The following is a 13,623-nucleotide window of genomic DNA, read 5'->3' as shown; positions in this document are numbered from 1 at the left end:
AGGGGGGCTTAACAATGTCTGAACCCGGCCTAGGACGAGTTATTTTGTGATTTCCCGCCATGCTTGGAGACCCGTTGTCCCATCCGACCTCCCCCTACGCCAAAGTCGACCCCAGGCCCTCCTTCCCGGAGATCGAGCGCCGGGTGCTGAATTCGTGGGACGAGGACAAGACCTTCGCCCATTCGGTGCAAGTCCGGCCCGCGGGCGCCGACGGCGACAACGAGTACGTGTTCTACGACGGCCCCCCATTCGCCAACGGACTCCCCCACCACGGCCACCTGCTCACCGGCTACGTGAAGGACGTGATCCCCCGCTACCACACCATGCGGGGCCGCCGGGTTGAGCGCCGCTTCGGATGGGACTGCCACGGCCTGCCCGCCGAGATGGAGGCCGAGAAGGAACTGGAGGTGTCGGGCCGGGCCGCCATCACCGACTACGGCGTTGACCGCTTCAACGACTACTGCCGCCAATCGGTGCAGCGTTACACCCGGGAGTGGGAGACCACCGTGACCCGCCAGGCTCGCTGGGTGGATTTCGAGAACGACTACAAGACCATGGATCTGCCCTATATGGAATCGGTCATGTGGGCATTCAAGACGCTGTGGGACAAGGGCCTGGTCTATGAGGCCTACCGGGTGATGCCCTATTCGTGGGCCGCAGAGACGCCGCTGTCCAACTTCGAGATCCGCCTGGACGACGCCACTCGACCCCGACAGGACCCTGCCATCACCGTGGCCTTCGATCTGGTGCCCGAGCCCGGCGACCCTGGGTCGCTGCGCATACTGGCCTGGACCACCACCCCGTGGACCCTTCCGTCCAATCTGATGCTAGTGGTGGGCCCTGAGGTGGAATACGCCATCGTGGAGCACGACGAGGGCCATGTCGTTTTGGCTGCGGAGACGCTGGAGGCCTATGGGACCGAGTTGGGCCAGGGCCGGGTGGTGGGCACCGTGGCCGGGACAGAGTTGATGGGACGGCGCTACCAGCCCCTGTTCGACTACTTCGCCCCCCTTGCCTCAGACGGCGCCTTCCGGGTGGTAGGGGCAGACTTCGTGGACACCGCCGAGGGCACCGGAGTCGTGCACGCTGCTCCTGGCTTCGGTGAAGATGATCAGTTGGTAGCCGAGGCCAACGGGGTGCCTGTAGTGGTGCCGGTGGACGACCAGGGCTGCTTCACCGCCGAAGTGTCCGACTGGTCCGGAACGAACGTTTTTGAGGCGAACAATGGCATCATCGCCCGGCTCAAGGAGCAGGGGCGGATCCTGCGCCATGCAACTTACGAGCACAACTACCCGCACTGCTGGCGCACCGACCAGCCGATCATTTACCGGGCGCTCAGCTCGTGGTATGTGCGGGTCACCGAGATCCGCGACCGGATGCTGGCGCTGAACCAGCAGATCAACTGGGTGCCAGGCCATGTGCGCGACGGCCGGTTCGGCACCTGGCTGGAGGGGGCTCGCGACTGGTCGATCAGCCGGAACCGGTTCTGGGGCTCGCCCATCCCGGTGTGGCGTAGCGACAACCCCGAGTACCCCCGGGTCGACGTCTACGGCAGCCTGGATGAGATCGAGCGGGATTTCGGGGTGCGGCCCGTCGATTTGCACCGCCCGTTCATTGACGACGTGACCCGGCCCAATCCCGACGACCCCACCGGCGCGTCGACCATGCGGCGGGTCCCCGAGGTGTTGGACTGCTGGTTCGAGTCGGGGTCGATGCCCTTCGCCCAAGTTCACTACCCGTTCGAGAACAAGGAATGGTTCGAGCACCACTTCCCGGCAGACTTCATAGTGGAGTACATCAACCAGACTCGGGGTTGGTTCTACACCCTGCACGTCCTGGCCTCCGCCCTGTTCGACCGGCCGGCGTTCAACAACGTGATCTGCCACGGCATCCTGCTCGACGCCAAGGGTCGAAAGCTGTCCAAAAAGCTCAGGAACTACACCGAACCCGAGGAGATCTTCGAGACTAAGGGGGCTGACGCGCTGCGCTGGTACCTGATGGGCTCGCCCATCGTCAGAGGCGGCGACCTCCGCTTGGACGACTCGGGGATCGATGACGTGCTCCGTCAGGTGATCATCCCCATCTGGAACGCCTATTACTTCTTCGCGCTGTACGCCAATGCCGACGGCATCCAGGCCAAGACCCGAACCGGCTCCGAGGAGCTCTTGGACCGCTACATCCTGGCCAAGACCCGTCAATTGGCCGAGGCAGTCACCCAGCGGATGGACGCCTACGACCTGCCCGGCGCCGCCTCCGAGCTAGAAGGGTTCATCGACTCCCTGAACAACTGGTACATCCGCCGCAGCCGAGACCGGTTCTGGGCTCCGGCCCGCCCGTCTTCGGCCGACGACAAGCAGGACGCCTACGACACGCTGTACACCGTGCTCACCACCCTGACCCGGCTGCTCGCCCCGTTCCTGCCCCTGGTATCCGAGGAGATCCACCGGGGCCTCACCGGGGAGACAAGCGTCCACCTGTGCGATTGGCCCGACCCGTCCGAGCTGCCGGCCGACCCCCAGCTGGTGGCGGCCATGGACCGGGCGCGCGACGTGTGCTCCACCGGGCTGCGAGTGCGAGAGGACGAAGGGATTCGGGTTCGCCAGCCCCTGCTGACGCTTACCGTGGCCGGCCGGGAGGTGGAGGCCTTGGCACCGTTCACCCTTCTGATCGCTGATGAGGTGAACGTGAAAGAAGTCCTTTTCAGCGACGACCTGACGGCCTACGGGCAGTTCGTGCTCCGTCCCAACGGCCAAGTGTTGGGTCCCCGTCTGGGTCCAGACGTGCAGGAGGTGTTCGCCTCCGCCAAATCCGGCCGCTGGAAGCAGAATTCCGACGGAACTGTCACGGTTGCCGGACACACGCTGTCAGACGCCGAGTTCGAACTAGCCCTCAACCCAGTCGAGGGCACCACGGCCGCTGCATTGCGCACCAACGATGCCCTGGTGGCCCTGGACACGGCCGTCAGCCCCGAACTGGCTGCCGAGGGGATAGCCCGAGACGTGGTCCGGGCGATCCAAGCCGAACGCAAGAATCAAGACCTGGACGTCACCGATCGGATCACATTGACCTTGACCGCCGGATCGGAGATCATCGAAGCGGTCCGGTCCCACCAGGCTTACGTCTGCGACCAGGTCTTGGCATCCGCGTTGCCCGAGCTCGTCGTTTCCGGTGCGGAGCCAGTTCCCGTCGACTCCCCGACTATCGACGCGGGGCCACTGCTCATCGAACTGGCGAAAACCGAGTAATCACCGGTCTTCGCTCAGCACCTCTGATAGTCGGTCTGCTCCATCCGTCGCCGCTCTTCGGCGGACACCTCCACGTTGGAGGGGGTCAGCAAGTATACGTGGTCGGCGACCCGCTCCATGCGGCCGTCCAGCCCGTAGCAGAGGCCGCTGGAGAAGTCGATGAGCCTCCGGGCCACCTCCCGGCTGCCGTGCTGCAAGTTCACAATGACCGCCTGGCCCCCTCGGAAGCAGTCCCCCACATCTTTGGCATCGTCGAACGAGGTGGGAGTCACCACTGACGGTTTGGAAGAAACCGAGGGTATGGGACGGACAAAGCTGGTGTGGGGCTGCCCGGGCCTGGCCTCACCCTCAGTCGGCTCGCTCGAGGGTATCGGCCGGACCGAGCCGGTATCGCCTCCCGGCGAATACTGGTCATCGGACGTCGGCGCCACAAGGCGCATGTCGGGCTCCTGCTCCATGTAGCCCCCGGAGGGGAACTCCTCCTCAGTCCCGAACCCGAGCCAGAACTTTGTTTTCTGCCACACGGATGACATAGGCGCATCCCCCTCTCGGCAGTCGCTCACTTGACCCTGTCGATGGTACAGGAAGCAGCCCCCAATTCGGGGACAGAGGGCTCTGACCCCTCTTCCACAGGCAGCTCCGAAGTTCTCAGCGAGGGCGAGGGCCAAACAGCGCGGTGCCCACTCTGACCATGGTGGCCCCCTCCTCCACCGCGACCTCGATGTCGGCGGTCATCCCCATGGACAACTCAGCGAGGCCGAGATCGGCAGCCTGGGCCGCCAGCAGACGGAAGCCGGGTCGGGCGCCTTCTGGCGGGCCGGGCTGTCCCACCGCCATCAGACCGGCAACTTCGAGGCCAGCACCCTGGCAGCCGGCCACCAATTGCGCGGTCTCCTCCGGAGGGCATCCCCCGCGGTCTCCAATGCCGGCAACGTCCACTTGGACAAGTACGCGGGCACCCGGAGCCCTCCGGGCGATCTCAACAGCCGCTTCGGTGCGGTCCACGCTTTGCCACAGGTCCACGAGGTGAGCGATCTTGCGGATCTTGTTGCGCTGGAGCCGGCCGATGAAGTGCCAGCGGGGCAAATGCTCGGCCTCCAGCTGTTCCCCGAGGGCGCCTGCTTTTGCCAGCAGCTCTTGGGCATAGTTCTCGCCCACATCCAACAAGCCAGCACCCGCCGCGGCAAGCACCGCCTCGGGGCCGAAACCCTTGGTCACCGCCACCACCCGCACCCGGTCCCCCCCGACGCGAAGCAATCGCTCTCGCAGGAAACCCAGGCGCTGTGCGACCTCTGACGCACTGGTCACGACATCGGCCAACCCAAGCCGGCCATGGTGCTAACGCAGGAACGAGGGGATATCGAACTCGTCGTCGACATCAGAGGCCAAGAGATCGTCGTCGGCTCCACCGAACACATCGGCCACGTCCGACGTGCCCGAAGTCTCGGAAACCGACATCCGAGTGGCCCGCTCGCCTTCCCACCGGTCGAATCCGGCGGCGACCACCGTCACCCGTATGTAGTCGCCCATCGAATCGTCCACCACCGTGCCGAAAATGATATTGGCGTCGGGATGGGCGACTCCCTGGACGATCTCCGCAGCCTCGGTCACCTCGAAGATACCCAGATCTGGACCGCCCGAGATGCTCAGCAGGATCCCGCGAGCCCCTTCGATGGAGGCCTCCAGCAATGGGCTGGCGATGGCCTTGCGGGCCGCGCTGGCCGCCCGCCCTTCGCCGGAGGATACGCCGATGCCCATCAGCGCTGACCCGGCGTCCTGCATCACCATCCTCACATCGGCGAAGTCAGTGTTGATGAGCCCCGGTGTGGTGATCAGGTCGGTGATCCCCTGCACTCCATGCAGCAGCACTTCGTCGGCCTTGCGGAACGCGTCCACTACCGAGGTGTGGTCGTCGGAGATGGAGAGCAGCCGGTCATTGGGGATGACTATCTGGGTATCTACCTTGTCCCTGAGGGCCTGGATCCCGCCCTCGGCCTGCACCGAGCGGCGACGGCCCTCAAACCCGAATGGCCGGGTCACCACCGCGATGGTGAGCGCGCCGATGCTCTTAGAGATCTCTGCGATGACCGGGGCGGCACCGGTGCCGGTGCCGCCTCCCTCGCCCGCGGTGATGAACACCATATCGGCGCCGCTGAGCGCCTCTTCGATGTCCTTGCGGTGATCGGTCGCAGCCTGGGCGCCGACTTCGGGATCGCTGCCCGCGCCCAACCCTCGAGTCAGCTCTCGACCAATGTCGAGCTTTACCTCGGCTGAACTCATGAGCAGGGCCTGAGCATCGGTGTTGACGGCTACGAACTCGACGCCGCGCAAGCCGGATTCGATCATGCGGTCAACCGCGTTGACACCGCCGCCGCCCACACCAATGACCTTGATAACTGCCAAATAGTTCTGGGGTTCAATCATGGGGATTCCTCACTCCAAAGCTGAAACCTTCACTCTCAACAAACGGTTTATCTGAATGAGAGATTGAGGCTTTAGAACCTATTCCTCTAGTTGAGGTATATCTAGCTTAAGAGCATGCGTCCTTTGGGGTCAAGCTAGGAAGCTCCGGAACGCTGAGATCGATCTTCTGCAACTTTTCCAAGCAGTTTTCATCTACGACTTTGGCCAACATGGTGGCGAGCGCAATCGCTTTGCCGCGAGGGTCGTCTCGACCTCCCCAATAGACCTCCCCACCCCCAGGAAGATCCACCACCACCTGTCCGTTCACCCATGAAATCGACCCGATGTCATCCCCTTGAAGAGGTATCAGAGCTTCGCTGGCCTCCAGAAGGGGCAGGGCTGCACCTTGCAACCACCCCCCCGGCTGGGGAACCGGGCTGAACAGCACCACCGGCAAATTCGCAGGAGTCGGGGTCACTTGAAGCACCCTTCCCCGGCCATCGGCCAACGCCCATCCATCATTGACAGGGATCTGTGCAACCGTTTCTCGCTCTGTGACGTCGAAGGTGACCTTTCCCCCCCAAGTTCGGCTGGACCTAACTTGATCCACCCAGGGCAGAGCGGCGATGGCCTCACGGGGACCTGACAAGTCCAGCCCCAACAGCGGGGTTCCCACCTCTACCCCTGCGGCCTCCAAGATCTTGTCGGCGCCAGTGTGCGGCCCTCCGATGACCTCGATCTCGTCCACGTCCAGGAGAGGGCTCTGGGATATCCCGAAGCCGGCGGCCACCAAGACAACGGCAACTCCTACGGTGATCCATACCCGAAGCCGGCGACGGGACCGAACGTCATTGCGCCGAGCCTCGATCCGGGGATCAACCGGAGGGAGCTGATCCTTAAGTTCATCGTCAGGTGTCTGATCCGAAGACATCTCAGCCTGCCTGGTCACCCCATGGGCCTGGACCGAAACCGATGAGACGGGTCTCCGGCTTCAATGAGATGCCGAACCTAGCTTGGACTTGCGCGAAGACATCGCACATCAGCGCGAAGACGTCGTCCGCAGAGCCCTCCCGGTCGGCGATGAAGAAGTTGGCGTGCTTGTCTGAAACCGAGGCAGAGCCCACTCGGCGCCCTTTCAAGCCCGCGGCATCGATAATCCGTCCGGCGTGGTCGGCGTGGGGATTGGTGAACACTGAGCCTGCATTCTGACCTCCAGGCTGATTCTCGCGTCGCCACGCCACGATGTCGGCGATGAGGGCTTGCGAGTCTGCCTCGTCCCCTATGGCCAACCCCATTTCGGCCCACACCACCAAGTGGTGGTCCGCCAAAGCGGAGCTCCGGTAGTCCAGCTTCAACCGCTCGACATCCCACTGCTCCACACCGCCGCCCCCCAGATCGACCACTTCGGCCTGGATCAGGGATGCGGCCATGTCGGCGCCGTGGCCGCCAGCGTTCATACGAACCCCGCCTCCCAACGATCCCGGAACCCCGACCGCCCACTCGAATCCGGTCAAACCGGCGGCCGCGCTTCGGCGGGCCAATACTGGAAGCCCGGCCGCAGCCCCGGCCCTGAGCTGCAAGCCTTCGACCTCCACCCAGTCGTGTCCAGCGCCCAGCTCCACAGCCACGCCGTCGAATCCGGCTTCGGCCACCAGCAAGTTGGAGCCATTGCCCACTACCAACACATCGGTGCGGTGAGCGGCCAGCGTCTCGGCCACCCCAACCATGTCGACGCCAGCGGCGAAGGTCGCTCCAACCCGAGCTGCACCTCCCACTCGGTATGTGGTCTCGGGACCGACCGGATGCTCTCGGCATACCGCTTCTGCTCCTAGCACCGCAGCCAGATCCTCAGCCAGCTGGTCCCAGTCAGGGGTGCTCATCGCCGCCCGGCAAGCATGGAGATTACCCGTCCTGGCACGTCGGTCAGGTCACCGGCCCCCAGGGTCAAACACAGGTCACCGGGGCGCAGCACACCAACCAGATGGTCGGCGGCGTCATCGAGACGCTCCACATAGGACACATCCCAATCCGGGTGGGCGTCGGTCACCGCCTGCCAGATGAGCTTCCCGGAGACCCCGGGAATGGCCGATTCGCCTGCGGAGTACACGTCGGTGATGATTACCGCGTCGGCGGCCTCGAAGCAATGGGCGAACGCCGTCCACAGGTGCGAGGTCCGGGTGTAGCGGTGGGGCTGGAACACGCACACCACCCGATCCCAGCCCCCCTCAGATGCAGCCTTCAGCGCACAGGCCACTTCGGTGGGCAGGTGGGCATAGTCGTCGATGAAATCGACTCCGGCGGCTGTGCCCCTGCGCTCGAACCTCCGGGTCACCCCTTCGAACCCGGCCATAGCGTTGGCAGCATCCGACCAGTCCACACCCAGCTCGCGGGCCATAGCCAAAGCCCCCAGCGCGTTGAGGGCGTTGTGATCCCCAGGCATGGGCACGGTCACCGGCCCCGGCGGCACGTCGCGGCCGGTGACCTCGCCGACGATCATGTGCCGGTCGCGGCGCAGGGTTGTCCAGCGGTAGTCGGCATCAGGCCCAGTGCCATAGAAAACCCCGTCGCGGCTTTCAGAAGCCTTGACGGCACCGGCGTCGTCGGCGCACACCACCAACCCATCGGCAGCACCGGCGCAAAACCGGGCGAACTCCGCCTCCAATTCGGCCACCGGGCGGTCACGGCGCAGATGATCGGGCTCAACGCTGGTAACCACCGCCCGGCTCACGATCAGCTCGCCGAATGTTCCGTCGCTCTCGTCGGCCTCCACTACCAGCCATGGCCCTTCCGACCAACGGGCTCCAATGCTGCCGTCGGCCAAGACTGCACCCACGATGAATCCTGGGTCGGCACCCACCGCCATGAGTATGTGGGACAGCATGGCCGCGGTGGTGGTTTTGCCGTGGGTCCCCGCCACGGCCACGGTAGACCTCAGCGCGGTTATGGCCGTCAGGATCTCAGCCCGGCGATAAACGGGGATACCCGCCTGCCGAGCGGCGACTACCTCAGGATTATCGTCACCCACGGCGGTGGATCGGGCCACCAAATCGGCGTCGGGCATGTTGGCCACGTGATGGCCGACGAAAACGTCGACCCCGATCTCCCGCAGACGGTCGAGTACGGGCGAGCCAGCCAAATCGCTGCCGCTGACCCGGCACCCCAACCCGCGCAATACCACGGCAATGGCCGACATCCCTGCCCCGCCCACCCCCAAGAGGTGGACCCGGGCTGTCGGGCATAAGTCGACCATGGCCCTATTGTTGCTTCCCCCGGTAACCGTGGTGGTGACTGTGGGCATGCTGCTCCAAGAGGTCGGCCACTCGATTGTCGGCGTCTGGTCGACCGACACGGGCCGCCTCTTGTCCCATTGCCCCAAGAAGGCCGGGAACCTTCATCAGGCTGTCCACTTCTTCAACCATGCGGGTGCCGTCCATCTCGGCGTCGGGAACCATCACGGCCCCTCCGACGGCAGCCAGGTGGGCGGCGTTGGCCGACTGGTGATCGCCGGGCGCTCCGGGCAGGGGAACCAGCACTGACGGCAGCCCGATAACAGCCAACTCGGCCACGCTCGACGCCCCGGCTCGTCCCACTACCAGATCGGCGGCGGCATACACCTTCGGCATGTCCGTCTCGTACTCCACCGCCTTATAGTCCAGCGCCGCACGAGACAGATCGGGTCGCAAATGGGCCAGTTCCTGCCAATCCCGCCGACCTATCACATGGTGCACCGCCAGATCTTCCCGATCGGCCCAGTGGCGAACAGCTTCGAACGCGGCCCGGTTGATTCGGGACGCGCCCAGCGACCCGCTGGCCACCACTACAAGACGGCGTCCCTCACCCAACTCGAGGGAGGCCCGGGCCACCAACCGGTCATTATCCCGGTTGACTCTCAGGACCTCCTCGCGCACTGGATTGCCGGTAAGCACCGCCCGGGGCAGCTTGGTCCCGGGGAAAGACACCGCGGAAGCTCGAGCCCAACGCCCGGCCAAGCGATTGGCCAAACCAGGCACGGCATTCTGCTCAGACACGACCAACGGGATCTTGAGCAGTCGAGCCGCCAGAGCGCAGGGAACGCTGGCGTAGCCTCCCAACCCCAGCACAACCGCCGGCCGCAGGCGCCGTAGCAGCCCTATTGCCTGAACCACGGCCTGAGTCAGCCCCCCGGCCGACGACAAGTTCTGCCAGGAGAGCTGCCGCTTGATTCCCCGCCCGGGCAGCAGGGTCAATTCGAACCCGGCAGCCGGAACCAGATCTCGCTCCACCCCCCGGGACGAGCCTGCAAAGTGGATTGTCTCGGGCTCATAGCCGCGCCGAACCAGGGCACGAGCCACTGCCAATCCGGGGTGGACATGGCCCGCGGTCCCGCCTCCAGCAATTACTGCCCACACGGGCGAACTATCAGAAGACGGGCTCTTATTTTCTGACCCACCCGGCTGGGAAGGGAGGTTCACGGCTCCACTCGGATTTGTCGGGCAATGCTCAACAACAAACCGGCGCCCGCCATGTTCATCAACAGTGCGGAGCCACCGACCGACAAAAACGGCAGTGGAACCCCGGTGATTGGCAGCACTCCCACCACCGCGGCAATGTTCACGAACGCCTGGGTGCCCACCCACATGGTGATGCCCGCAGCCAATACTTGTCCGAACCGGTCAGGGCAGCGGAGGGCCACCCCGATCCCGCAGATCACAAACGCGGCGAACATCCCGATCATAAATACCGCGCCCAGCCAACCCATTTCCTCAGCCAGAACAGCGAAAATGAAATCGGTGTGAGCCTCGGGCAGGAATCCCCACTTGATTCGGCTCTCCCCCAATCCGACGCCAGTTGCGCCACCCGACGCGATGCCCACCCGAGACTGGATGGTCTGCCAGCCGGCGTCGAGCGGATCGGCCCACGGGTCCAACAGAGACAGGACTCGGTGGCGACGGTAGCCCGACCCCCAGGCGGCCAGCGCGGCCGCTCCTGCGCTGAGCAGCGACCAACCGGTCAGCGGGAGAAGGGGCACACCCGCCATGAACAGCGCGGCAAAGGCGATCAACCCGATGATCACCGCAGTGCCCAGATTCGGCTGGAGCAAGATGAACCCAGCCATAAGGCTGCACACCACCAGCACCGGTCGAATAGTGACACGGGCATCGTTCTCCTGGCCAGCCTTGTCGGCCAGCCAGGCAGCGGCGAACAGGGCCATGGCCAGCTTGGCCAGCTCGGAAGGCTGGAAGCTGATCGGGCCGAAGTAGATCCACCGGGTAGCCCCCTTGGCTGTCGTGCCGATCCCCGGCACGAGCACGGCTATCAGCAGCAGCATGGCGAGCGCCATCACGGCATTGGCGTACTTCCGCCAGAACCGATAATCCACTCGCATTACCAGGACCAGGGCAACCAGCCCCCCGATGCTCCACACGAGCTGACGCTGAAAGGTGAACCAGGTGGACTGGCCCACATAGAGGCCGGTGACCGACGAGACCGACAGCACCATGACGAGGCCGATGGCCGTGAGGGTTATGACCGATCCGAACAGCACATAAAATGGCGCGGTGGCCTGGCCCACGGGCGCCGACCGGAGTGCTGCCGCCCACGTTCGTCGTGGGAGCCGGGGAGTAATGGCGGTCATGGCGACCCTCCGATCATCTGTAGAACTACCTGGGCGAAATGGTCGCCCCGCTCCGCATAGGAGCCGTACCAGTCGAATGATGCGCAGCCCGGCGACAGCAGCACCGCGTCACCGAATCGGGCCCGCTCGGCCGCCAATCTCACGGCCTCGTCCATCGACTCTGCCGGTGCCGCCGGACACCGCCCGGCAAAAGCCCTCTCCACCTCGGATGCGGCCTCGCCGATGGCCACTACAGCGCGCACTCCGTCGGCGACTTCGGCCAACGGTCCCAAATCGAGGCCTTTGTTGCGCCCTCCGGCGATTAGAACCGCTGGTCCCGCTGACCGCACTGCGGCACACACTGCGTGGGGGGTGGTGGCTTTGGAGTCGTCGTAGTAGCGAACGCCGCCATGCTCGGCTACCAGCATCATCCGATGGGGCAGACCGGACCATTCCCTCATGACCGTCTTCACTCCCTGCAAATGGGCACCTCCGGCCATGGCCACCGCCGCGGCGGCTAGCTGGTTGGACAGTTCATGGGGCTGCGACCGGCGCAGCTCCGCGATGTCGGCCAGCTTTTCCGACCCTGCCCACAGCGCCCCTCCGCTCACCCGAAAGTCGCCTTCGCTGAGCCCATACGTCACTAACCGGCCTTTGCCAGGAGTGTGGGATACGACTATCGGATCGTCGCGGTTCACCACCGCGGTGGTGTGCTCGTCGGCCCGGCGCCATAATGCGGCCTTGGCCCTCCGATAGCTGTCCAGAGACGCATGGACGTCGAGATGGTCGGGGGCGAAGTTCAACCATGCCCCTACCGAGGGACGAAAGCACTGGCTGTGGCCCAGCCGGAATGAGGATGCTTCCACCACGAACGCAGCCGACTGGGGATCCCGGATAGCCTCCACCAGCGGGGTCTCCGTGTTTCCCGCCACGCTCGCCTCGATGCCGGAAGCCTCCAGCATGGCCGCGACAAGAACAGTCACCGTGGTCTTGCCGTTGGTACCGGTCACCGCCAGCGTCGGACGGGAATCCCATCGCTGGGCCAAATCGAACTCGGAGACCACCGGCGTGCCCGCGGCCATCGCAGCACTGAGCGCGGGATGGGACTCAGGCAGTCCCGGGGTGGGAACCACCGCTCGGGCATCAGCCACCAAGGCTAACCAGTCGTCAACCGCTGGTCGCTCCCGCAAATCGATTCCCAGTCCGGCGGCTTGGCTGCGAAGTTGGTCATCGGCAGCATCGTCGGTGGCAACCACCGGATGGCCCCGCTCGGTCAACTGGGCGCAAACCGCCTGGTTGGCAACGGCGAAGCCCACCAGCAGAATAGGTGCCCCGCTCAATCTGCTCCTCCGATGGAAACGAAGTCGGCGTAGAAGAGACCAAGGGCCACCGCGGTGGCGAACCCGGTCATGATCCAGAGCCGGATGATCACTGTGGTCTCCGGCCAGCCGCCAAGCTCGAAGTGGTGGTGGATGGGGGCCATGCGGAACAACCGGGTGCCGAACACGCGGAAGCTGAAAACTTGGATGATCACCGACAGCGTCTCCATCACGAACAAGCCGCCGATGATGGGCAACAGCAGGTGGGTGTTGGTAGCCAAAGCCAGTGCCGCCATGCCGGTACCAAGGGCCAGCGATCCGGTGTCGCCCATGAAAATGCGGGCCGGGGCGGCATTCCACCACATGAACCCCGCACTCGCGCCCAGCAGGGCCGCCGCGATAATGGCCAAGTCCAAGGCGTGGACGATGCCGTAGATCTCCTGGTTGCGGAAGGCCCAGAAGCCGATGATCACGAACGCGGCAAAGGCGAATATCGAGGCCCCCGCGGCCAGGCTGTCGAGGCCGTCGGTCAGGTTTACCGCGTTGCTGGTTGCCAATATCAGCAGCACCGCCCAGAGTCCCCATCCCCACGGCCCCAGATCGATGTTGAGGGAGTCGTATCGAGTGAAAGAGAGTTCGGTGCGCACTTCGGTGAGATGGATCATCAGCACTGCGAATCCCACTGCCACGATCAACAGGCCCAAGATCTTGGTCCGCTTGCCCAGGCCCAGGTTGCGCGCTCGGGAAACCTTGAGCCAATCGTCGACGAATCCGACAATTCCTGAACCGATGATGGCAAGCATCACGATCAAGCCGGTGCGGGTGAAGATGCCGTTATAGAGATCGCTGATGCCATATCCGGCCAGCGCGCCGACCACGATGGCCACTCCACCCATGGTGGGCGTGCCCGCCTTGCTGACATGGCCTTGAGGCCCGTCCAAGCGGATGGGCTGACCGAATGAGTGCTTGCGCAGGAATGTGATCAAAAAGCGGGTGCCGATCACCGAGACCACCCCGGCGATGGCGACGGCGAACAAGAGGCGGATCATCGGGTTTTCCCCCT

General features: G+C 64.6%; 11 protein-coding genes. 1 reads left to right on the top strand and 10 read right to left on the bottom strand.

From position 1 onward, the window contains the following. Positions 1 to 59 precede the first annotated feature (59 nt). Entirely contained in the window at positions 60 to 3,245 is a 3,186-nt protein-coding gene (ileS, locus tag ACOOGG_RS15580; protein WP_420436672.1) for an isoleucine--tRNA ligase, read from the top strand. A 14-nt stretch (positions 3,246 to 3,259) separates the two neighbouring features. Here ileS and ACOOGG_RS15575 read toward each other — a convergent pair whose 3' ends face one another. The 10 genes from ACOOGG_RS15575 to mraY form a co-directional block, all read right to left on the bottom strand. Next, positions 3,260 to 3,778 (bottom strand): cell division protein SepF, encoded by a 519-nt coding sequence (locus tag ACOOGG_RS15575; protein ID WP_420436670.1) that lies wholly within the window; start codon positions 3,776 to 3,778, stop codon positions 3,260 to 3,262. A 115-nt stretch (positions 3,779 to 3,893) separates the two neighbouring features. Further along, positions 3,894 to 4,553 carry a YggS family pyridoxal phosphate-dependent enzyme gene (locus tag ACOOGG_RS15570; RefSeq protein ID WP_420436668.1) on the bottom strand — a complete coding sequence of 220 codons (660 nt, stop codon included), beginning with the start codon at positions 4,551 to 4,553 and terminating at the stop codon, positions 3,894 to 3,896. Positions 4,554 to 4,583: 30 nt separating this feature from the next. Continuing rightward, complete coding sequence (gene ftsZ, locus ACOOGG_RS15565) at positions 4,584 to 5,669, bottom strand: cell division protein FtsZ (protein ID WP_420436666.1); 1,086 nt, start codon at positions 5,667 to 5,669, stop codon at positions 4,584 to 4,586. A 106-nt stretch (positions 5,670 to 5,775) separates the two neighbouring features. Then, a complete protein-coding gene (locus tag ACOOGG_RS15560) occupies positions 5,776 to 6,579 on the bottom strand; it encodes a cell division protein FtsQ/DivIB (protein WP_420436664.1) in 804 nt (267 codons plus the stop codon). A gap of 1 nt (position 6,580) precedes the next feature. Beyond that, positions 6,581 to 7,528 (bottom strand): UDP-N-acetylmuramate dehydrogenase, encoded by a 948-nt coding sequence (gene murB, locus ACOOGG_RS15555; RefSeq protein ID WP_420436662.1) that lies wholly within the window; start codon positions 7,526 to 7,528, stop codon positions 6,581 to 6,583. Beyond that, on the bottom strand, positions 7,525 to 8,946 hold the full coding sequence (murC, locus tag ACOOGG_RS15550; RefSeq protein WP_420436660.1) for a UDP-N-acetylmuramate--L-alanine ligase: 1,422 nt from the start codon (positions 8,944 to 8,946) through the stop codon (positions 7,525 to 7,527). Before murC ends, murB begins: the two co-directional genes overlap by 4 nt. Then, positions 8,903 to 10,036, bottom strand: a complete 1,134-nt coding sequence (murG, locus tag ACOOGG_RS15545) for an undecaprenyldiphospho-muramoylpentapeptide beta-N-acetylglucosaminyltransferase (RefSeq protein WP_420436658.1) — start codon at positions 10,034 to 10,036, stop codon at positions 8,903 to 8,905. Before murG ends, murC begins: the two co-directional genes overlap by 44 nt. A gap of 59 nt (positions 10,037 to 10,095) precedes the next feature. Continuing rightward, entirely contained in the window at positions 10,096 to 11,262 is a 1,167-nt protein-coding gene (gene ftsW, locus ACOOGG_RS15540) for a putative lipid II flippase FtsW (RefSeq protein WP_420436656.1), read from the bottom strand. Next, the gene (gene murD / locus ACOOGG_RS15535; protein ID WP_420436654.1) at positions 11,259 to 12,581 is read right to left on the bottom strand and encodes a UDP-N-acetylmuramoyl-L-alanine--D-glutamate ligase; all 1,323 of its coding nucleotides are present in this window, start codon (positions 12,579 to 12,581) and stop codon (positions 11,259 to 11,261) included. The genes ftsW and murD overlap by 4 nt, the downstream gene beginning before the upstream one ends. After that, complete coding sequence (gene mraY, locus ACOOGG_RS15530; RefSeq protein WP_420436652.1) at positions 12,578 to 13,609, bottom strand: phospho-N-acetylmuramoyl-pentapeptide-transferase; 1,032 nt, start codon at positions 13,607 to 13,609, stop codon at positions 12,578 to 12,580. Before mraY ends, murD begins: the two co-directional genes overlap by 4 nt. Positions 13,610 to 13,623 lie beyond the last annotated feature (14 nt).

The organism is Candidatus Poriferisocius sp. (assembly GCF_965214065.1).
Classification (GTDB): domain Bacteria; phylum Actinomycetota; class Acidimicrobiia; order Acidimicrobiales; family Bin134; genus Poriferisocius.
Note: the sequence above shows the minus strand (reverse complement) of the source record. Positions and strands in the feature narration are given on the sequence as shown.